The following is a 19,515-nucleotide window of genomic DNA, read 5'->3' on the forward strand; positions in this document are numbered from 1 at the left end:
TTATTTCAGCTTGTTGAAATAACTCTTTTTTTATTATGAAATCGTCGAATGAGAATGCTGATAAGCAGAACGACGCACAGCATAGTATATGCGAGGTGCGATAATAGCACCGATAATTGTAAATGCAATATCTTTTACTGCGAACCACATCATAATCATCCAAGCAGCTTTATAACTCATATTACCGCCCATAAAGAGATTGACTGCCCCGTACATGTAAGTAGTACCGATTATATAAGTTAAAATAATTCCTGTGAAAGAGGCAATAGCAAATGTAATGAATGTTGGTCTTTCTTTTTGTTCTACTAGTTTTCCCGATACGTAAGCAACGATAATAAATGCGATAATAAAACCACCAGTAGGATCTAAAAGTGCTCCAAATCCAGCTTTGAAGTTAGCAAAGATTGGTGCGCCGGCTACGCCAACGAGCATATATACAGTCATGGATAAGGCACCAAGTCTACTTCCAAGAAGAAGACCTGCTAAAATTGCGAAAAATGGTTGCATAGATAATGGGATGCCCGCTACTTGCAGGAATGGTGCCCAAGATACAATATTTGCACCAATGGCCATAAGAGCGACGAACATGGCAGCTAATGCTAAATCTAAAACATGAAATCTCCTCATAATGTTAACCTCCTGTTGTTTTTAGGTTAACATTATCGTAGCGAAAATATTTACTTGTTGTCAATCAAAATATTTTGATAAGAAGGCTTTAAATAGTCTCTTAGCAATGTATATGGAATACGAAATTGCGGAATTCCACTTGAATACGGAGCAATTTCATATAAAGGGAAATAAATGACGAGATTGTCTGGCTCTAAAAAGAAGTGAAACTTTTTCATACTCATTACCTTTTCAGTTGCATCAGGAAAATAAATACTTTCATTTTGTTTAATTTGTCTTACAATCTCTGCACGGATTACATCTTTATATTTATCTTTTTGTTGAAATAAATCGTCTAAGTGCAGTAGCTTTTTTTCGTTTAAATCAAATGTATTTGCCTTCCACGTATAAAGACCATGTGCTCCGCCAGTATATTGATAGTAATTCACATATAGGCTAAGAAAAGGTGGTTTGTTTAATGAGACTTTATAATCGACATTTGCTACGTACGGATGAAATGGTGTACTAGATCCTTCTGTCTCTTTATAATATTTTTTTGCTTCTTTTTCTAATTTGTTTTTAAATTTGTCAGTGGATTTTTTGTAATATAAATTGAGCTTATTTTGAAATTTAGAGTCAGAAAAGTTGTGAAAAGAAGGCCTATTTATTTGATATTCTATATAAGGTTTCTTACCTTTTTGCGTTACAGTCTTAACATCGATTGTCAGGTTAGATGCTTTGGCTGTTATTGCACAATTTGGTACAATAGTCAGCAAGGAGAACATAAGCAGTAATATACAAAATTTCTGTTTCATTTAGGTGAAGCCTCCTTATATAAGTGTTATAAGTAGTTTGAAAATAAATAGGTAAAATTATACATTTAATTAAAGTAAGAGAAGGAGGAAGCGATATGGCAAAAACTTTAATGGATTCACTTGGAATTGAGTTGTTAGAGATGACAGAAGAAAAGGTGGTTGCTACGATGCCTGTTGATGAGCGTACGCATCAGCCGTTTGGATTTTTACATGGTGGTGCATCGGTTGCATTAGCAGAAACAGTGGCAAGTGTTGGTTCATACAATTTAATTGATCAAGAAAAATGTATTTGTTTCGGATTAGAAATTAATGCAAACCACATTCGCTCAAAGAAAGATGGAATTGTAACAGCGATTGGGACACCGATACATAGAGGACAATCGACAATGGTTTGGGATGTTCGCATTATTGATGAAAATGATGATTTACTATGTATATCAAGATGTACAGTAGCAATTAAAGAAAAACGTGAAAAGTAAAAAAGAGGCGCTCTTATGAGCAGCCTCTTTTTCTTATAATTAGAACTGGATTTTCTTCTCTAAGAAACCTTTTAGTTCGCTAATTGGCATACGAACTTGTTCCATTGTGTCACGGTCACGTACTGTAACAGCTTTGTCTTCAACTGAGTCGAAGTCGTATGTGATACAGAATGGTGTACCGATTTCGTCTTGACGACGGTAACGTTTACCGATAGAACCAGTTTCATCAAAGTCTACCATGAAGTCTTTAGCTAATTCTGCAAATACTTCAGTAGCACCTTCAGATAGCTTTTTAGATAATGGTAAGATAGCTGCTTTGTATGGTGCTAAAGCAGGGTGGAAACGAAGAACTGTACGAGAATCGTTTTCTAATTGTTCTTCTTCATATGCATCACATAAGAATGCTAATGTTACGCGGTCTGCGCCTAAAGATGGCTCGATGCAGTATGGTACGTAACGCTCATTCGTTTGTGGATCGATATAGTTAAAGTCTTCGTTTGAGTGTTCCATGTGACGTTTTAAGTCGAAGTCTGTACGAGATGCAACGCCCCAAAGTTCGCCCCAACCGAATGGGAATTTGAATTCAATGTCAGTTGTTGCATTACTGTAGTGAGATAACTCTTCTTCACCGTGGTCACGAAGACGCATGCTCTCTTCAGTCATACCAAGTGAAAGTAACCAGTTTTTACAAGTTTCACGCCAGAATGCGAACCACTCTAAATCTTCACCAGGCTTACAGAAGAATTCAAGTTCCATTTGTTCGAATTCACGTGTACGGAATGTGAAGTTACCAGGCGTGATTTCGTTACGGAAACTCTTACCGATTTGGCCAATACCAAATGGAAGCTTTTTACGCATAGAGCGTTGAACGTTTTTGAAGTTTACGAAAATACCTTGTGCTGTTTCAGGACGAAGGAAAATTTCGTTTGTGCTAGACTCTGTAACACCTTGGAATGTTTTGAACATTAAGTTGAACTGACGGATTTCAGTGAATTCTTCACTACCGCAATCAGGACATTTTACTTCATGTTCTTTCATTAAGTCAGCCATTTGGTCGAAAGTAAGACCGTCAACAACCATTTCAATGCCTTTTGCATCTAAAGCATCCTCAATTAATTTGTCAGCACGGTGACGAGCTTTACATTTTTTACAGTCGATCATTGGATCGTTGAAGTTACCAACGTGACCAGAAGCGATCCAAGTTTTAGGGTTCATTAAAATAGCTGCGTCTAAACCAACGTTGTGTGGAGATTCTTGAATGAATTTTTTCCACCAAGCTTTTTTAACGTTATTTTTTAATTCGATTCCAAGTGGACCGTAATCCCAAGTGTTTGCAAGACCACCGTAAATTTCAGAACCAGGGAAAACAAAACCGCGATGTTTCGCTAAGTTTACAACTTGTTCCATTGAATACATAAGAAAATCCTCCTTTTGAAAGTTAACGTATTGGCGATGATATACTCTGATACTTTGGAAACGAGCAGTATATGCTAAAAAGAACATAAAAAAACGCTCATCCCAAGGCTTATTTGCCTAGGGACGAGCGTTTGCCCGCGGTTCCACCCTAGTTGATACACAAAAGGTGCATCCACTTTATCATGTATTGCTCGGGACTGCCGTTTCCTTGCGGCTTCAGGCTTTCACTATCCCTGAATCGCTTTTTATGCAAGTACTTATAAGTCCGTCATCGCTACTTATATTAATAATAATGAACATATTCTAACACGTTCTTTTTTAAATCTCAATAGAGGAACGTGTCTATCTATGATAGAGTCTCGCCTATTTTTTCATTATTTATTCCGTAATTTTGTTTAATATGCTTAATTGCTTCACGCTTACTTAATGGAGCGAGTTCATTGTTTTGCACGTATTCCCAAACTACATCCGGATTTGTTTTTGCATATTCACGAAGGACCCAGCCAATCGCTTTTTGAATGAAAAATTCTTTTGAAGAATGTAGTTGCCCAATAATCCAGAAAAGAAGTTCTTCATCCATCTTTTGTTTATATTTCAGTTGGAATAAAATAGCGGCACGTTGTAACCATATGTTATCTGATGCAATCCATTTTGGAATATACGCAGAAATTAATTCTGGGTGTTTTAAAAAGATAGTACCTAAGAATGTAGGGACGATGCTATCGACAGAGTCCCACCAAGATTTTGTGACGATAAGTTCTTCTAAGAAGGGGATATGAGTTTCGTTTATATGCTTTTTATATTTTTGCATGATATCAAGTGCGGCCGCTTGGAATTCACGTTCTGGTAAGTCCCAAAGCTCGCGTACAATAATTTGGAAGTCTTTTTTATCTGGGAGAGTATGTATTTGAATGACGTCTTTTAATAATTGGCGCCTTTCCGGTGTTTGAATACCTAGAAATGGGAAGTGATTTTTCATATAACGAGTCATAGGTTCTGCTTTTTCAGGATTTTGATGAGCTGTAAAATGCTCTTGTAATGCTTTTACAAATGGATGCATACGTGTTTCTCCTCTCTTATTCTCTTTCTTCTCTTATTATACAAAGAGTTTGGATAAATTTTAAAACATAACTTGCAATGTAATGAAATATGTTGAAAGTAGAGAGGAGAGGATAAGATGGAGGATCAAGGCGTACTAGCAGGTTTCTTTGCTCTTAGTTTTGCGTTTATTCTTGTTGTATTGATTTGGGCAATTATTGCGTATTTATTAACGGCTTTTGCACTGTATACGATGGCGAAAAATGATGGTGCAACGGATGGTGCTCTTGCGTTTATTCCTTTTTTAAATAGTAAGATATGGGGTGATTTAGCAAAAGACAAATTACCGGATTTCTTAAAAGAAGAAGCGGGATGGAAAGTATTCGGCATATATGTCGCATGTTTCATTTTTAACTTCGTACCAATTCTATATTTATTAGCAACAGCTGTATCGATTGTGCTGTCTATTTATCTTATCTACGCAATTTTAGATAGATACGGAACGAATTCTATATTGTTTACGATTATTCATACAATCACATTTTCGGTTTTCTTACCGATTCATTTATTTATTATTCGAAATGAACCGGTGAGATATAAAGAGTAGATTTTTCGTTTCTGTTGATAAGTCGATATATTTTAGATATAAGTAAAAAAGCGCCCTGATTATCAGGGCGCTTTTTCTACTACATAAGGTAGCGTAAATAAATATAAATGTGAGAAATGATTAATGAAACGATCATAATTGGGAAACCGACTTTTAGGAATTCCATGTAACTAAATTTATGTCCTTCGCGGCTCGCGATACCTGCAACGATTACGTTAGCAGAAGCTCCGATTAATGTTCCGTTTCCGCCGAGACAAGCACCTAGTGCTAATGCCCACCATAATACATCGATTTGTGCGTCAGATGGTGATAAGCCTAGCCCAACTGCCATATCGTTAATAAGTGGAATCATTGTTGCGACAAATGGGATGTTATCAATTGTTGCAGAGGCGATACCAGATACCCATAAAATAAGGATGGATGCGTAAGAAATATCTCCGCCTGTTATACCAATTACTTTTTGAGCTAACATTTTGATAAGACCGATATCGATAAGTCCTCCAACAAGTACGAATAGCCCTGCGAAGAAGAAGATTGTTACCCACTCTACGCTTGCAAATACTTCTTCAATTTCATGCTCTTTCACACCAATTAACATAAGTACAGTAGCACCAGTTAAGGCAATGATAGCCGCATCAATATGGAAAATAGAATGAGTCATGAAACCTACAATTGTAAGTCCAAGTACCGTTAAAGATTTTTTCATTAATACTGGATCTTTAATGTATTGTTTTTCATCTAAGCTCATTAATTTTTTGACTTGTACAGGATCGGCAATTAATTGTTTGCGGTACATGAAGTAAAGTATTGTTGCTGTAACTCCAATAATAATAATTACGATTGGTGCTAGATTCAATAGGAAAGCATTGAAGTCTAAATGTTTATTGGCAGAACCAATCATAATGTTAGGTGGATCACCAATTAATGTTGCCGTTCCCCCAATGTTTGAAAAAATAATTTCAGAAAGTAAATAAGGAACAGGATTTACTTGCAGTATGCGCGTAATAGATAAAGTAACTGGAACAACAAGAAGTACAGTTGTAACGTTATCTAAAAATGCGGAGCCAAGCGCAGTAAGTAGGGAAAGGGAAATTAAAATTTTAATTGGATTTCCTTGTGCCCTTTTTGCTGCTTTAATGGCAACGTATTGGAAAACACCTGATTTACTCGTAATGTTCACCAAAATCATCATACCGATGAGTAGCGTAATCGTTCCCCATTCAATATGTTTCGTAAAGGCGTTATGTAAATCGACGACCCCCACAATTACCATGAGTGCTGCACCAAGAAGTGCGATGACAGCGCGATTAATTTTTTCAGAAATAATAATGGCATATGTAATTAAAAAGACTGCGATAGCAAAATAATACTGCCAGTTAGCGAGTTCTTGCGTTGTTTCGTGCAAAAATCTCATCTCCTTTCATTCATTTTTCTTAGTGTGTCAAATATTAACTAGATGAAACACACATAACGTCATTATAAAGTAGAAAAACTGCGGATGTAAATGAAAGGAGGGATTTTGTCATATTTTCTGCATAGGTCATTTTTTCTTATTTTTTAAAATATTTGTGGGCATTTGACATATATATAAGATACATCCAATCTGAATATTTAAAATGGAATTAGCATTCGAGCTTGTTCGTGTAGGAGTGTCAAATAGAAAGGAATGACAAAAATGATAAGGAAGGGATCGTATGGATGAACAACGATTTTTATTTTTAGACTTTGAGTTTACGATGCCCCAGCATAGAAAAAAACCGAAAGGATTTTTTCCGGAAATTATTGAGGTAGGACTCGTTTCAGTTGCTGGCTGTAAGGTGGAAGATACGTATTCATCACATGTCAGGCCGAAAACATTTCCCTCCTTAACGGATCGATGTAAGAAGTTTTTAGGAATAAAACAAGAAGTCGTGGATAAAGGGATTTCATTTCCTGAACTCGTTAAGAAGCTTGCAGAATACGAAACGAAATGTAAACCGACAATTGTAACGTGGGGAAATATGGATATGAAAGTGCTGAAGCATAATTGTGAAATGGCAGGGATAGCTTTTCCATTCTTCGGGCAGTGTCGTGATTTATCGCTTGAGTATAAGAAGTTTTTTGGGGAAAGAAATCAAACAGGATTATGGAAAGCAATTGAGGCGTACGGAAAAGTAGGGACAGGGAAGCATCATTGTGCGCTTGATGATGCGATGACGACGTACAATATTTTTAAACTAGTAGAAAAAGATAAAGAGTATTTAGTAAAACCAGCACCACCAACATTAGGAGAACTCGTTGATTTTTCAAAAGTGTTAAAGAAAGTGAGCACACAGTAACGACCAAATTGCACATTATGTAATTTGGTCGTTTTGTTTTTTTAGAGTTTGTAGTCCTTCTTTAACTGTTCTAATGTTTCTAGACTACGCTCTGCAAAAGGTGAATCATCTTCAGAAAATGAATTCATTTGAGTTTCTAATGCTAATTTTAGTGACTCGGTATAATCAGGAATTTCTCCTTCATATTTCTTTACCATTTGCTGTGGAATGTTCGTTTGCTCACGAAAAGCTAAAGCGCGTCTTTCATGGAAAAATGGTACGTCAGCTTGTTTTACGTTATGTAAGTCACCTTGCACCGGATGTTTTAAAACAGCTAATACTTTTACGACATAACTACCAGGACGGCTATTTGTAATTTCGCCGATGTATTTTCCTGTTTTATAAATACCAGTAACGATTTCACCAATTTCAAATGTTTCTCTCATATTTTTCACCTCAAGTTTATAGTAAGGAAAGTAGGAGGAGGAGTCAAAGAAATCATTCACTTTCGGAACGCCCCTTGAGAATATGAACTGGTTCAACTATAATTTAAAGATATATAACAGAAAATTCTGATGTTTTTTGAATCCTATAATTAAGGAGTGTTCGTTATGATGCCTTTATATTTTCCGGAAGATAAAACAGAATATATTATTCCAGGGATTGTGTGCGTTCTATTTATTATCGGTGCTATTGCCACGTGGCGCATGTTTATTCGTATATCAAAAAGAGAAGCAGAGCGATTACAGAAAGTTGAAGAAAAACTATTAGCTGAAAAGAAACAGTAACGCATTTTTGTATGTTTCCCTCTATGCTCGGACAATCTAAGGGCAGAATATATTTTGGAGGGAATGGAATGAAGAAACGGCTTTTTTTCAGTTGTTGTTTATTATTTCTGATGGCAGGTTGTGACCAAGGAAAGCCGAAAGAAATTGAAGTGAAATTACATAATGCTTCAGGAGATGAAGTAGGGACTGCGAAAGTAGTTCAGCAAACAAGTGGAGTGAAAATTACGATTAAAGGGGAAGGTTTCACGCCAGGACCACACGGACTACATGTACATGAAATCGGAGAGTGTAAGGCACCTCGTTTTGAATCATCCGGGAATCATTTTAATCCTGATGATAAAAAACATGGTCTTCTTAATCCGAAGGGTGCAGAAAACGGTGATTTACCGAACGTAATTGCAGACGGTTCTGGAAAGATCAAGGCAGAAATCGACGCGCCGCACATAACGCTTGAAGAAGGTAAAACAACGATTCATAGAAAAGATGGAGCGTCTATTATTATTACAGAAAACGCTGATGATGGTATGACACAACCGACAGGTAAATCAGGTGATCGAATTGCTTGTGGTGTCATTGTAAAAAAAGCATCGGATATGAAGAAAAAGTAAAAGCTACCGTGCATGGTAGCTTTTTTTGTGAAACGTAATTGAAAAGATATGGATAAAGGAGGTTGTCCTAAAATGATTTATGACAGCCTCTTTTCTTATTATGAAAACGTATGACGCAGTCTGTTCAAAATTTCTTCTAAAACAGATCTTGGACAGCCGATGTTAATTCGAATATGTTCTTCCCCACCTAACCCGTATTTCTCACCAGGTTCAACGATGATTTTTCCTTTTTCCTCAAGTAATGCAGTACGCTCGTTTTGAGAAAGCTTTAGACGAGAACAATCAATCCATAATAAAAAGCTACCTTCTGGCTTCGTTACGGAAAGAGCAGGTATGTGAGTTTTGATATATTCATAAGCAAATTGAGCATTATCTTCTATATATAATCGAATTTCGTTTAGCCAATCATTACATTCTGTATAGGCACTTTGCATCGCTGTGTAGGCGAAGATATTTAACCCGTGGAAGCCTTGTCTATATTGGATAGCTGTAAAGGCGTGACGGAGTTTTTCGTTTGGAATGATAATAATCGACGCTTGTAATCCAGCGATATTAAATGTTTTACTTGGAGCCATACAAGTGATAGTGCGTTCTGCTAATTCTTCAGATAAGGAAGCGAACGGTGTATGTGTATGGTCTGCATAAATGATATCGGAATGAATTTCATCCGCGACAACGATTACGTTATATTTAGTACATAACGATCCGAGCTGCACAAGTTCCTCTTTCGTCCAAACGCGTCCGATTGGATTATGAGGGCTACAAAGAAGCATGAGTTTGACGCCTTGCTGAAACTGCTTTTCTAAATGCTCGAAGTCTATCACATATGTATCATTTTGTTTCTGTAATGGACTCACGCATAACTGCCTATTATTTGTTGTGACCATTTCGAAAAATGGAGGATAAATAGGTGGTTGTACGAGAACGGATTCGTTTTCTTTTGTAAAAGCCTGTATGCTCGTACTAAGAGCTGGAACGATCCCTGCACTAAAGACGATCCATTCTTTTTGAATGTCCCAGTCGTATTGTTGTTTTGTCCAGTTACAAATAATATCCCCAATATTTTCAGGGGGAAGTGTGTAGCCAAAAATCGGATGTTCGATCCGTTGTTTTAAGGCAGTTTGAATTGGTTTTGGTACTTCAAAATCCATATCAGCAATCCAAGCATGGATAAGTTCTTCGTTTTTATATGTATCCCATTTTATACTATGCGTTCCACGTCGATTGATTGCTTTATGAAATAGTTGCATAAGTTTGCCCCCTTCTTCTGTAAAACCAATAAGTTACGAAAGTTCTCTCTCTTCTTATAGAATAGCTGATGTGATAGGATAAAGAAAAGTATTAAAAAGTGAAAAGGCGGGAAGCGAATGGGTACATATGAAAAGATGATAGAGGTTGTGAAGAATTGGGATCCGTTTCAAATGGGACCGGAGTTTTATGAAACAGAAGCGAGCGATGTTGTGAACGTCATAAGTGTGTTTGATGATCCAAAATACATCGCAAAGAAGATTCAACATATATACTTTATGTCTTTTGAGGAAGTACCTGCGCTTGAAAAATGTGAGAAGTTAGCTGTGGAATTACTTGTAATAAAAGAAGGCGGAAGTTGTTCATTATAGGCTGTCGGAATTTCCGACAGCCTTTTTTATATTATCCCGCTATTTGCTTGGTAGTAAGACCCCACCTCAAAATTCAGCGGAAGCAAAGAAGTTAGGTGGGGACTGATTAAAGTTTCACTTTATTGCGCAGAAAAAGCGATAATTTCTTCATAAACATGTTTAGGCTTTTCTTCAGGTAGTAAATGTCCTGTATTTTCGTAAGAAATAAATTTTGAATTCGGTAAATCTTTGTGTAGACGATGACCTACATGTACAGGGACGACGCGGTCTTTTTCACCCCAAATGAGCAAGATAGGTGTTTCGATTTTTTGTAATTCAGTTGAAGATAAGTCACCTTCACGGTCTCGTATCATGCGAGTTAAAGCGGGAAATATACGGTCGTCATAAAAAGGAGCGGAGTAACCTTTTTTCATTTCATCGTCAATTAATGAGTGATCATGAACGACATTCATTAAGTTATGAACAATACCGCGTCTAATAATCCAGTTCTTTACGTATAAATGAAAGAACGGTAAATAAGAAGAGTATAGTAAAGGTAAGGTTGCGCGTGCTAAATAGCTAGAGCTGCATAGTAAAATCGTTTTTGAAATGAGTTCAGGACGTATACGGTTTACATAGAGAGAAATTTGCCCACCCATAGAGTGCCCAACTAATACAATGTTTGAGAGAGATAAATGTTCAATTAAATCAATAATAATCGTTGCTAAATTGTGATAAGAATACTTAAACAGATGAGACTTATCACTTTTTCCGAACGGTGGTAAATCAAGAGCAATCACTGTTCCTGCTTTCGATAGTAAGGGAATGAGACGACGGTAACTAAATGAGGAAGATAAAAAGCCGTGAACGAGTACGAAAGTAGGACGTTCTGTTTTGTTATCGTGTTCATACAATTCGTAATGAATAGTAGTGCCGCGAGTGGAAAAAGTGAAATAAGGACAAGTATATTCGTGATTCATTTTTTGTCACTCCATTGATTTTTGTTCATATCATCTCCAAGGAAGAAGAAAATATGTTAACAAAAAAAGGCAAGATGACGATGTCATCTTGCCTTTCGTTTATTCAGTATTACCCGCGAACAATATTAGGCGGTGTTTTTCCTTGTAATCCTGCAACTAAATTTTCAGCGGCGGTCATAGCCATTTGCTGCCTAGTTTTTAATGTTGCAGATCCGATGTGTGGTAAAGTCACAACATTTTGTAATGATAAGAGTGGATTATCTTTTTGAATCGGCTCTTGTGTAAATGTATCGATACCTGCTGCAAAGATTTTCTTTTCTGTTAAAGCATGGATTAACGCTTCTTCATCTACTGTTTTCCCGCGAGAAGCATTAATGAAGATTGCTGTTTCTTTCATTAATGAAAATTCCTTTTCTCCGATAAGGTGATATGTTTCATCTGTTAATGGAGTAAGAAGAACAATAAAGTCAGACTGCTCCAGTAGCGTCTGTAAATCACAATATGTAGCATCGAATTTTTGTTCAGCTTCTTCTTTACGACGGCGGTTATAGTAAAGAACATTCATATCAAATCCGAATTTTGCTCGTTTTGCAACGGCTTCTCCAATTCGGCCCATACCGATAATACCAATTGTGCTATGGTGTACATCTAGTCCGAAGTGTTCTTTTCCAATTTCAGCGTTCCATTCACCATTTTTCACATAAGAATCGAGTTCGCAAACACGGCGCCCAGCAGATAACATAAGGGCGAAAACGAGATCAGCTACTGTATCATCTAATACGTATGGTGTATTCGTTCCGATAACATTTCGGTTTTTCATCGCTTGTAAATCAAAATTATCGTAACCGACAGAAATGTTGCTCACTACTTTTAAGTTAGGAGCCACTGTCAGTAATTCTTCATTAATGGCAGATCCGAAATTTAATAACCCATCTTTATCTTGTATTTTTTCTAATAGAACATCACGGGGTACTTTCTCATTTTGATCCCATTTTTCATAATCACAGTGTTCTGATAAATAGTTTTCTACAAATGTTGGAACTGGTTCAGCAATATAAACTTTTGGTTTCACGATTCCATCCCCTTTCGCTTTATCACGCATTTTTCCACTGATTAAAGTTTCACTTTACCCCGCATTAACGGACAGTAAGTCTCCCACCTCAAAAAGCAGCTCAAGCAAAGAGGTTAGGTGGGAGAGCAACTGTCCGTAAAAGCCCGATTGGTGTGGGCTGATAATCAGTGGGGTGAAGCATTTCGCTGATTAAAGTTTCACTTTATTTTGACATAATTCAATAGAAAAATCTTCTTTTCAAACTGGAAAGGGTATTTGTATAATTTAAACACAAACGAAAAGGAAGGATGATTTATATGGTGACAGAAAAAGAATTAGAATTATTAGCTTGTCTTGAAAAGAGTAGTCGATTATCTGTAGATACATTAGCGAAGCTGTTAAATATAGAGGTAGAAGAAGTAAAGAAGATGGTTGCGAGGTTAGAAAATGAAAAGATTATTGTGGATTATGTAACACATATTGATTGGACGAAGGTGAAAGAACATACAGGTTTAACGGCAATGATCGATGTGAAAGTTACGCCAAAGCATGGCGTTGGGTTTGATGCGGTTGCTGAACAAATTTATCGTTATTCAGAAGTGAAATCCGTTTATTTAATGTCAGGGACATATGATCTTTCTATTACATTAGAAGGGAAAACGATGGGAGAAGTAGCGATGTTTGTTTCTGAGAAATTAGCAACAATTGAATCTGTTGTTTCTACAACTACTCATTTCATTTTGAAGAAGTATAAACATGAGGGCGTTATTTATGAAAAAGACGATGATGATAAGCGAATTGTGGTGACACCATGAAGCAATTTGAACTATCTAGATCAGCAGAATCTTTAAAACCATCTGGTATTCGAAAATTTTTTGATTTAGCAGCAAATATGAAAGGTGTTATTTCCCTCGGGGTAGGAGAGCCGGATTTTGTTACACCTTGGAATGTAAGGCAAGCATGTATTCGTTCTTTGGAACAAGGGTATACGTCATATACAGCAAATGCAGGATTATTGGAGCTCCGTCAAGAAATAGCAAAGTATCTAAAAAAACAATTTGCAGTATCTTATGATCCAAGTGATGAAATCATTGTTACAGTTGGAGCGAGCCAGGCGTTAGATGTAGCGATGCGCGCCATTATAAATCCTGATGATGAAGTGCTCATTATTGAACCGAGCTTCGTTTCTTATGCACCACTTGTGACATTAGCTGGAGGAGTTCCGGTTCCTGTGGCGACTACGTTAGAAAACGAGTTTAAAGTACAACCAGAACAAATTGAAGCAGCTATTACAGCGAAAACAAAGGCAATTTTGCTTTGTTCACCAAATAACCCGACAGGTGCAATGCTAAATAAATCCGAGCTTGAAGAAATAGCAGTGATTGTTGAGAAGTACAATCTAATCGTATTATCTGATGAAATTTATGCAGAACTTGTATACGACGAAGTATATACAAGTTTCGCGAGTATTAAAAATATGCGTGAGCATACGATTTTAATTTCAGGATTTTCAAAAGGATTTGCGATGACAGGATGGCGCCTCGGTATGATTGCAGCTCCTGTTCAATTTTCAGAATTAATGCTCAAAATCCATCAGTATTCAATGATGTGTGCACCGACGATGTCTCAGTTTGCAGCACTTGAGGCGTTACGCGCAGGGAACGATGAAGTAATTCGAATGAGAGATAGCTATAAGAAGCGTCGTAACTTCATGACGACATCTTTCAATGAAATGGGCTTAACGTGTCATGTGCCGGGCGGAGCATTTTATGTTTTTCCTGCTATATCTTCAACCGGATTATCTTCAGCGGAATTTGCAGAACAGTTATTGTTGGAAGAGAAAGTGGCCGTTGTCCCTGGTAGCGTATTTGGCGAAAGTGGTGAAGGATTTATTCGTTGTTCATATGCAACGTCGCTTGAACAACTTATGGAAGCGATGAAGAGAATGGAACGGTTTGTAGAAAATAAAAAAAGGACAAAACGTAATACGTTTTGTCCATAAAAGGGGGGGAATACTAGAAAGCCATGTGTTAGTAGTCTATCCCAATATTGGAGAATTATACTTCTTTAAGGGGAATTTTTCATGAATTTTGAATGAGTTCTGTCATAGTGGTATAATTTACTAATATAAGGTATACGCATTCTAGATAACGTTATCTAGAATGCGTACTAACCAATCGGATATTTAAAATAAATATATCTGCTTTGCTCTTTATAATTGTAGAGAGAATGGTAAACGTATGGGAGTGTTTCATATGTCAGAACAATATACAACAGGAGTGGTTGTAACAGGGAAAGTGACTGGAATTCAAGATTACGGTGCATTTGTAGCGTTAGATGCAGAAACACAAGGACTTGTGCATATATCTGAAATTACAAATGGATATGTAAAGGATATTCATGACTTTTTAAAAGTCGGCGATACAGTAGAAGTAAAGGTACTTTCAATTGATGAAGAGCACAGAAAAATGAGTTTATCGTTAAAAGCGGCGAAAAGAAAACAAGGAAGGATTCTTATACCGAACCCATCTGAAAACGGATTTAATACGCTGCGAGAAAAGTTGGCAGAATGGATTGAAGAGTCCGAGTTAACAAAGTAAAAGAGGAACGCATATGAGCGTTCCTCTTTTACTTTATCTTATGATATATATTTGCAAATATGATTGCATGCAATCATATTCGTATGTCGGAGGTGAAAGGACATACTGACTATCGAATTTCGTTTGTTTCTGGGTGTGTACCAAGATTTTCAGATGGTTTAAACAATAAACCAAGATTGATAAGCCCAGATATACCAACGATGCCGTAAATAATACGTGCAAGAGCTGAATTTTGTCCACCGAAAATGGCTGCTACTAAGTCAAACTGGAAAAATCCGATTAGTCCCCAGTTCACAGCGCCAATTACAGTAAAGACTAATGCGATACGTTGCAAAGTACTCATGAAAAAGCCCCCCTTAATTGTGAAGCATGAGCAAGCGATGAGTTAATTAACTCTTTTATAGAATGGGGTAGTTATGTTGTTTTTATACATAAAAAATGTTCGAAAGATGATGTATATACATCTATACCGAAAAATGCGAATTTTTATGCAAAAAATGAACTTTTTCTAAAAAATATATATTGGTTACGTTTACAATGGTTGAATCGCTTGATTTACAACTTCAGTTTCGCTAAAGTGAATACAGAAATACATATCCATAATTGGAGGGAAAAAGATGAGTACACATGTAACGTTCGACTATTCTAAAGCGTTATCCTTCATCGGTGAACATGAAATCACTTATTTACGTGATGCAGTGAAAGTAACACATCACGCAATCCACGAAAAAACTGGAGCTGGGAACGATTTCCTTGGGTGGGTAGACCTTCCGCTTCAATATGACAAAGAAGAATTCGCTCGCATTCAAAAATGCGCAGAAAAAATTAAAAATGACTCTGACATTTTACTTGTTGTAGGTATTGGTGGTTCTTACTTAGGGGCACGCGCAGCAATCGAAATGTTAAACCATTCTTTCTACAACACGCTTTCTAAAGAACAACGTAAAACTCCACAAGTGCTATTTGTTGGACAAAACATTAGCTCCACTTACATGAAAGATTTAATGGACGTATTAGAAGGTAAAGACTTCTCTATTAACGTTATTTCCAAATCAGGTACAACAACAGAGCCAGCACTAGCATTCCGTATCTTCCGTAAGTTATTAGAAGAAAAGTATGGAAAAGAAGAAGCTCGCAAACGTATTTATGCAACTACAGATAAAGCACGTGGTGCATTAAAAACATTAGCTGATAACGAAGGTTACGAAACATTTGTTATTCCAGATGATGTTGGAGGACGTTTCTCTGTATTAACGCCAGTTGGTTTATTACCAATCGCAGTAAGTGGCTTAAATATTGAAGAGATGATGAAAGGTGCAGCTGCTGGTCATGATGACTTCGGAACGTCAGAACTAGAAGAAAACCCAGCTTACCAATATGCAGTAGTTCGTAACGCTTTATACAATAAAGGAAAAACAATTGAAATGCTTGTTAACTATGAGCCAGCACTTCAATACTTCGCTGAGTGGTGGAAACAGTTATTTGGTGAAAGTGAAGGAAAAGATCAAAAAGGTATTTTCCCATCTTCAGCAAACTTCTCAACTGACTTACACTCATTAGGTCAATACGTTCAAGAAGGTCGTCGTGACTTATTTGAAACAGTTCTTAAAGTAGGTAAATCTACACATGAACTAACAATCGAATCAGAAGAAAACGATTTAGACGGATTAAATTACCTTGCTGGTGAAACTGTAGACTTTGTAAACACAAAAGCATACGAAGGTACATTACTTGCACATAGCGACGGGGGAGTACCAAACTTAATCGTCAATATTCCTGAATTAAATGAGTACACATTCGGTTACCTTGTATACTTCTTCGAAAAAGCATGTGCGATGAGCGGCTACTTACTAGGGGTAAATCCATTTGACCAACCTGGCGTAGAAGCATACAAGAAGAACATGTTTGCTTTACTTGGTAAACCAGGATTTGAAGAATTAAAAGCAGAATTAGAAGAGCGTTTAAAATAATAAAAAGCGACCGGAATCCGGTCGCTTTTTATTATTTTATCGAAAAGTCCATCAGTATATTCAAGCTAGAGTGGGTATGCTAAAGGAAAAGTCTTGGAGGGATGGACTTGATTCCAATTCAATCAAATTTAGAAGGACGTACATATGCGCTATTTAAGTTAGAAGAGATTATGAAACCACTTGGATATAGCATTGGTGGTAATTGGGATTATGATAAAGGATGCTTCGATTACAAAATCGATGAAGAAGATGGGTATCAATTTTTACGAGTGCCGTTTACAGCAGTAGATGGTGAACTGGATGTACCTGGTGTAGTAGTCCGTCTTGAAACGCCGTATATTCTTTCGCACGTATATCAAGACGAACTAGATGATAATGTGAATACTTTAACCGCTGGAACGAGTGGGATGGATCAATTTGCTGAACCGAAAGATCCAGATGGAGATGTAAAAAGAAAATATATCAATATTGGGAAAGTGCTCATGCAAGAACTAGAGCGTCATTTTATTAATGGTGAATAACAATGAGTATGTCGCTTTCGATAAGAATGAAGGTATGGACTGGATTAATCATATATTGATCATCACGCTTTATACCTAGTAAGAGAATGTTTTGTTTTAGAAGGGTATAGCTACAATTTGCAAAGGTTTGTCCGGTGCAGGACGGAGAAAGCTCCATCAGTTGTAATTTGTTATCAGAGATTTCATCGTAAAGTGAGAATAGTACACCTGAAATAGAAGGGAATAAAAGAGAAGCGGTAAATACATAACTCGTTAATTTATTTCCTTCTATAATTTCTGACGCGCCCGCTCTCGTTGCATTTTGAATTTGTTCAGTAGTAAGTAGTTCGGCGATGCAGTGAATGTTTGGATTGAGTCCTTTCGCAGTTAAAATATTTAAAATGGACTGTGTATCTGCTAAGCTTTCGTTCTTTTCTTTATCCGCTGTTATTAATATGGTGTGTGCCGTTGCAATATTAGCCTTTAATAAAGTTTGATCGTGATGCGGACAACCTTTTATAAATTCTAAATGATGAAAGGGTTTTGGGAGTAAAGAAAGTGTTTCATCAATTAAAACGATATCAAGGTTTGGTTGTAGTACATGCATTTGCTTTACAACATGTTTTGCACGCTCATTCCAGCCAACGATAATCATATGACCGTTAGAGGTAGCGGCTTCTTCACCTTTAACTTTCATGTATTGTTTACTAATCATCTCAGTAGCGAATAGAACCATATAATAAGAACAAAAGCCAGTTCCTAATAAAATAATACTTATACCTATTAGTTTTCCTATCGTTGTATGGGGAGCAAAGTCGCCATATCCAACTGTAAAAATGGTAACAATTGACCACCAAATTCCGTCAAACCATGTAGTGAAATGAGAGGGTTCTAATCTATGTATAAGAAAACCAGAAAAAGCAGTGAGTACAATAATAAAACAAATTAAACGAAAAATAATGGAATCACGAAATGTATCTACTAAATTCGGACGGGATTTCAATAGTAAATTCCTCCTTGTTTTGCAGGACTACATTCATTGTTACCATTATAGAAAAAAGAAAAACTCTCTAATTAAAGAGAGTTTATTTTATGCTACATACTTTCCACTTCAGTTTGTTGGACACTTTCAAGATGCTGGAGAGTATAGTAAACATCAGCGGTATGTCTTTTTTGATCAATGGACAGTTTAAGATGTAAATAGTGAGAACCGTTTTCTAACGTTTTAAGCTTCATATTTTTAACGTTTATATCCATTTCTTTTATCTCCTCGATTACAACCGGGATATTGTCCATATTTCGCACAACAAGTTTCACTGCAATATCACGTTGACGAAATGATCTAGGACCTACAAACTTCATTGTCAATGGTATAAGTTCGACACTAATCATAAGAAAACACATTCCGAAAATTGCCTCGATATAGAAACCAGCTCCAACGGCAATACCAATACCAGAAGCACCCCAAATCATAGCGGCAGTCGTGAGTCCTGCAATGCTATCGTTGCCTCTTCTTAAAATTACGCCAGCACCTAAAAAACCAATTCCTGATACAATTTGAGCGGCAAGTCGAAGTGGATCCATATTCATATGATCGGTATGTGGTAAGTTATAAGCTGCTTTAATAGAAACAATCGTTAGGAGGCAACTAATAATAGAAATAACTAAACACGTTTTTAAACCAAGTGGTTTCCGTTTTAATTCGCGTTCTAAACCAATGGCAAATCCTAAAATAGCCGAGAGACCTAGTTTGATTAATAAATCGGTATAGTCCATATATATTCCTCCTTGTATGATATGGTATATGAATAAAACTCTTATTATAGAAAGAAACGTTTTTTGATAGAGTAACTTTATATAAAATATATGTAGGAATTAATCATACATGAAAGAGATATTTCGTTTAAGTATATGATATTAAAAAAGAAATGTGGGCAGTTTTTAAAAAAGTTTATAAAAGGTGTTGCATTTCATTTTTCACCATGATATATTAATAACCGTCGCTGATGCGGAAACGCAGAAAACGACAAAAAAGAAATTGAAAAACTTAGTTGACATCGAAAAACGAAGATGTTAACATAAGGAAGTCGCAAATGAGCGACCAAGTAGTTCTTTGAAAACTGAACGAAACAAACAACGTGAAACGTCAATTTTTATTTTTA

23 protein-coding genes are annotated in these 19,515 nt (G+C 36.5%); 11 read left to right on the top strand and 12 right to left on the bottom strand.

The genetic code is table 11. The features are described 5' to 3' along the window. Nucleotides 1-33: 33 nt before the first annotated feature. Nucleotides 34-627, bottom strand: coding sequence for a biotin transporter BioY (locus tag ASE54_RS17305; protein ID WP_001252163.1), 594 nt, complete (start codon nt 625-627; stop codon nt 34-36). Between the two features lie 50 nt (nt 628-677). Continuing rightward, entirely contained in the window at nt 678-1,421 is a 744-nt protein-coding gene (locus ASE54_RS17310) for a DUF3298 and DUF4163 domain-containing protein (protein ID WP_000810328.1), read from the bottom strand. Between the two features lie 95 nt (nt 1,422-1,516). On the opposite strand from ASE54_RS17310, the gene ASE54_RS17315 reads away from it, so the two are divergent. Further along, nucleotides 1,517-1,900 carry a hotdog fold thioesterase gene (locus ASE54_RS17315; RefSeq protein ID WP_001140616.1) on the top strand — a complete coding sequence of 128 codons (384 nt, stop codon included), beginning with the start codon at nt 1,517-1,519 and terminating at the stop codon, nt 1,898-1,900. 39 nt (nt 1,901-1,939) lie between these two features. Here ASE54_RS17315 and ASE54_RS17320 read toward each other — a convergent pair whose 3' ends face one another. Together ASE54_RS17320 and ASE54_RS17325 are read right to left on the bottom strand one after the other, a co-directional pair. After that, a complete protein-coding gene (locus ASE54_RS17320) occupies nt 1,940-3,316 on the bottom strand; it encodes a glycine--tRNA ligase (protein WP_000287148.1) in 1,377 nt (458 codons plus the stop codon). A 346-nt stretch (nt 3,317-3,662) separates the two neighbouring features. Then, nucleotides 3,663-4,376, bottom strand: coding sequence for a DNA alkylation repair protein (locus tag ASE54_RS17325; protein ID WP_000553316.1), 714 nt, complete (start codon nt 4,374-4,376; stop codon nt 3,663-3,665). 117 nt (nt 4,377-4,493) lie between these two features. On the opposite strand from ASE54_RS17325, the gene ASE54_RS17330 reads away from it, so the two are divergent. Further along, nucleotides 4,494-4,961: a hypothetical protein gene (locus ASE54_RS17330; RefSeq protein ID WP_000390065.1), complete on the top strand. Its 468-nt coding sequence runs from the start codon at nt 4,494-4,496 to the stop codon at nt 4,959-4,961. Between the two features lie 79 nt (nt 4,962-5,040). Here the strand turns inward: ASE54_RS17330 and ASE54_RS17335 are convergent, their stop codons facing one another. Continuing rightward, nucleotides 5,041-6,366 (bottom strand): ArsB/NhaD family transporter, encoded by a 1,326-nt coding sequence (locus ASE54_RS17335; protein ID WP_000545235.1) that lies wholly within the window; start codon nt 6,364-6,366, stop codon nt 5,041-5,043. A 289-nt stretch (nt 6,367-6,655) separates the two neighbouring features. Between ASE54_RS17335 and kapD the strand changes: the two genes are divergently transcribed. Continuing rightward, a complete protein-coding gene (gene kapD, locus ASE54_RS17340; RefSeq protein WP_000344356.1) occupies nt 6,656-7,279 on the top strand; it encodes a 3'-5' exonuclease KapD in 624 nt (207 codons plus the stop codon). 41 nt (nt 7,280-7,320) lie between these two features. Here kapD and ASE54_RS17345 read toward each other — a convergent pair whose 3' ends face one another. Beyond that, a complete protein-coding gene (locus tag ASE54_RS17345) occupies nt 7,321-7,704 on the bottom strand; it encodes a kinase-associated lipoprotein B (RefSeq protein ID WP_001209326.1) in 384 nt (127 codons plus the stop codon). A 165-nt stretch (nt 7,705-7,869) separates the two neighbouring features. Here ASE54_RS17345 and ASE54_RS36385 point away from each other — a divergent pair, with 165 nt between their 5' ends. Together ASE54_RS36385 and sodC are read left to right on the top strand one after the other, a co-directional pair. Next, nucleotides 7,870-8,046 carry a hypothetical protein gene (locus ASE54_RS36385; protein WP_000982756.1) on the top strand — a complete coding sequence of 59 codons (177 nt, stop codon included), beginning with the start codon at nt 7,870-7,872 and terminating at the stop codon, nt 8,044-8,046. Nucleotides 8,047-8,114: 68 nt separating this feature from the next. After that, the gene (gene sodC, locus ASE54_RS17350; RefSeq protein WP_000746518.1) at nt 8,115-8,654 is read left to right on the top strand and encodes a superoxide dismutase [Cu-Zn]; all 540 of its coding nucleotides are present in this window, start codon (nt 8,115-8,117) and stop codon (nt 8,652-8,654) included. Nucleotides 8,655-8,752: 98 nt separating this feature from the next. Here sodC and ASE54_RS17355 read toward each other — a convergent pair whose 3' ends face one another. Beyond that, the gene (locus ASE54_RS17355) at nt 8,753-9,904 is read right to left on the bottom strand and encodes a MalY/PatB family protein (protein ID WP_001175811.1); all 1,152 of its coding nucleotides are present in this window, start codon (nt 9,902-9,904) and stop codon (nt 8,753-8,755) included. A gap of 117 nt (nt 9,905-10,021) precedes the next feature. Here ASE54_RS17355 and ASE54_RS17360 point away from each other — a divergent pair, with 117 nt between their 5' ends. Beyond that, the gene (locus ASE54_RS17360; RefSeq protein ID WP_000537641.1) at nt 10,022-10,273 is read left to right on the top strand and encodes a YugE family protein; all 252 of its coding nucleotides are present in this window, start codon (nt 10,022-10,024) and stop codon (nt 10,271-10,273) included. A gap of 119 nt (nt 10,274-10,392) precedes the next feature. Here the strand turns inward: ASE54_RS17360 and ASE54_RS17365 are convergent, their stop codons facing one another. Together ASE54_RS17365 and ASE54_RS17370 are read right to left on the bottom strand one after the other, a co-directional pair. Then, the gene (locus tag ASE54_RS17365) at nt 10,393-11,232 is read right to left on the bottom strand and encodes an alpha/beta hydrolase (protein WP_001015203.1); all 840 of its coding nucleotides are present in this window, start codon (nt 11,230-11,232) and stop codon (nt 10,393-10,395) included. A 109-nt stretch (nt 11,233-11,341) separates the two neighbouring features. Beyond that, nucleotides 11,342-12,334 (bottom strand): D-glycerate dehydrogenase, encoded by a 993-nt coding sequence (locus ASE54_RS17370; RefSeq protein WP_001205003.1) that lies wholly within the window; start codon nt 12,332-12,334, stop codon nt 11,342-11,344. A 266-nt stretch (nt 12,335-12,600) separates the two neighbouring features. Between ASE54_RS17370 and ASE54_RS17375 the strand changes: the two genes are divergently transcribed. From ASE54_RS17375 to yugI, 3 genes are all read left to right on the top strand, one after another. Further along, nucleotides 12,601-13,098 (top strand): Lrp/AsnC family transcriptional regulator, encoded by a 498-nt coding sequence (locus ASE54_RS17375; RefSeq protein ID WP_000255696.1) that lies wholly within the window; start codon nt 12,601-12,603, stop codon nt 13,096-13,098. Further along, a complete protein-coding gene (locus ASE54_RS17380; protein ID WP_000808529.1) occupies nt 13,095-14,285 on the top strand; it encodes an aminotransferase in 1,191 nt (396 codons plus the stop codon). Before ASE54_RS17375 ends, ASE54_RS17380 begins: the two co-directional genes overlap by 4 nt. A gap of 253 nt (nt 14,286-14,538) precedes the next feature. Beyond that, complete coding sequence (gene yugI, locus ASE54_RS17385) at nt 14,539-14,883, top strand: S1 domain-containing post-transcriptional regulator GSP13 (RefSeq protein ID WP_000003764.1); 345 nt, start codon at nt 14,539-14,541, stop codon at nt 14,881-14,883. A 109-nt stretch (nt 14,884-14,992) separates the two neighbouring features. Here yugI and ASE54_RS17390 read toward each other — a convergent pair whose 3' ends face one another. After that, nucleotides 14,993-15,226 (bottom strand): DUF378 domain-containing protein, encoded by a 234-nt coding sequence (locus ASE54_RS17390; protein WP_000105788.1) that lies wholly within the window; start codon nt 15,224-15,226, stop codon nt 14,993-14,995. 274 nt (nt 15,227-15,500) lie between these two features. On the opposite strand from ASE54_RS17390, the gene ASE54_RS17395 reads away from it, so the two are divergent. Further along, entirely contained in the window at nt 15,501-16,853 is a 1,353-nt protein-coding gene (locus ASE54_RS17395) for a glucose-6-phosphate isomerase (protein ID WP_000103654.1), read from the top strand. Nucleotides 16,854-16,960: 107 nt separating this feature from the next. Continuing rightward, nucleotides 16,961-17,374 (top strand): YugN-like family protein, encoded by a 414-nt coding sequence (locus tag ASE54_RS17400; RefSeq protein ID WP_000612326.1) that lies wholly within the window; start codon nt 16,961-16,963, stop codon nt 17,372-17,374. Here ASE54_RS17400 and ASE54_RS17405 read toward each other — a convergent pair. Both ASE54_RS17405 and ASE54_RS17410 read right to left on the bottom strand, forming a co-directional pair. Then, nucleotides 17,361-18,356 carry a potassium channel protein gene (locus ASE54_RS17405; RefSeq protein ID WP_000842324.1) on the bottom strand — a complete coding sequence of 332 codons (996 nt, stop codon included), beginning with the start codon at nt 18,354-18,356 and terminating at the stop codon, nt 17,361-17,363. The genes ASE54_RS17400 and ASE54_RS17405 overlap by 14 nt on opposite strands. Nucleotides 18,357-18,448: 92 nt before the next feature. Continuing rightward, a complete protein-coding gene (locus tag ASE54_RS17410) occupies nt 18,449-19,129 on the bottom strand; it encodes an MgtC/SapB family protein (RefSeq protein ID WP_000386682.1) in 681 nt (226 codons plus the stop codon). Nucleotides 19,130-19,515: the final 386 nt, after the last annotated feature.

The sequence above is a fragment of the Bacillus sp. Root131 genome, from assembly GCF_001429475.1.
In the GTDB taxonomy this organism is placed as follows: Bacteria; Bacillota; Bacilli; order Bacillales; family Bacillaceae_G; genus Bacillus_A; species Bacillus_A thuringiensis_S.

What these genes read in the sequence shown, in the direction of transcription:
- ASE54_RS17305 (WP_001252163.1), bottom strand. Translation starts at nt 627, where the DNA reads ATGAGGAGATTTCATGTTTTAGATTTAGCATTAGCTGCCATGTTCGTC.
- ASE54_RS17310 (WP_000810328.1), bottom strand. Translation starts at nt 1,421, where the DNA reads ATGAAACAGAAATTTTGTATATTACTGCTTATGTTCTCCTTGCTGACT.
- ASE54_RS17315 (WP_001140616.1), top strand. Translation starts at nt 1,517, where the DNA reads ATGGCAAAAACTTTAATGGATTCACTTGGAATTGAGTTGTTAGAGATG.
- ASE54_RS17320 (WP_000287148.1), bottom strand. Translation starts at nt 3,316, where the DNA reads ATGTATTCAATGGAACAAGTTGTAAACTTAGCGAAACATCGCGGTTTT.
- ASE54_RS17325 (WP_000553316.1), bottom strand. Translation starts at nt 4,376, where the DNA reads ATGCATCCATTTGTAAAAGCATTACAAGAGCATTTTACAGCTCATCAA.
- ASE54_RS17330 (WP_000390065.1), top strand. Translation starts at nt 4,494, where the DNA reads ATGGAGGATCAAGGCGTACTAGCAGGTTTCTTTGCTCTTAGTTTTGCG.
- kapD (WP_000344356.1), top strand. Translation starts at nt 6,656, where the DNA reads ATGGATGAACAACGATTTTTATTTTTAGACTTTGAGTTTACGATGCCC.
- ASE54_RS17345 (WP_001209326.1), bottom strand. Translation starts at nt 7,704, where the DNA reads ATGAGAGAAACATTTGAAATTGGTGAAATCGTTACTGGTATTTATAAA.
- ASE54_RS36385 (WP_000982756.1), top strand. Translation starts at nt 7,870, where the DNA reads ATGATGCCTTTATATTTTCCGGAAGATAAAACAGAATATATTATTCCA.
- sodC (WP_000746518.1), top strand. Translation starts at nt 8,115, where the DNA reads ATGAAGAAACGGCTTTTTTTCAGTTGTTGTTTATTATTTCTGATGGCA.
- ASE54_RS17355 (WP_001175811.1), bottom strand. Translation starts at nt 9,904, where the DNA reads ATGCAACTATTTCATAAAGCAATCAATCGACGTGGAACGCATAGTATA.
- ASE54_RS17360 (WP_000537641.1), top strand. Translation starts at nt 10,022, where the DNA reads ATGGGTACATATGAAAAGATGATAGAGGTTGTGAAGAATTGGGATCCG.
- ASE54_RS17365 (WP_001015203.1), bottom strand. Translation starts at nt 11,232, where the DNA reads ATGAATCACGAATATACTTGTCCTTATTTCACTTTTTCCACTCGCGGC.
- ASE54_RS17370 (WP_001205003.1), bottom strand. Translation starts at nt 12,334, where the DNA reads ATGCGTGATAAAGCGAAAGGGGATGGAATCGTGAAACCAAAAGTTTAT.
- ASE54_RS17375 (WP_000255696.1), top strand. Translation starts at nt 12,601, where the DNA reads ATGGTGACAGAAAAAGAATTAGAATTATTAGCTTGTCTTGAAAAGAGT.
- ASE54_RS17380 (WP_000808529.1), top strand. Translation starts at nt 13,095, where the DNA reads ATGAAGCAATTTGAACTATCTAGATCAGCAGAATCTTTAAAACCATCT.
- yugI (WP_000003764.1), top strand. Translation starts at nt 14,539, where the DNA reads ATGTCAGAACAATATACAACAGGAGTGGTTGTAACAGGGAAAGTGACT.
- ASE54_RS17390 (WP_000105788.1), bottom strand. Translation starts at nt 15,226, where the DNA reads ATGAGTACTTTGCAACGTATCGCATTAGTCTTTACTGTAATTGGCGCT.
- ASE54_RS17395 (WP_000103654.1), top strand. Translation starts at nt 15,501, where the DNA reads ATGAGTACACATGTAACGTTCGACTATTCTAAAGCGTTATCCTTCATC.
- ASE54_RS17410 (WP_000386682.1), bottom strand. Translation starts at nt 19,129, where the DNA reads ATGGACTATACCGATTTATTAATCAAACTAGGTCTCTCGGCTATTTTA.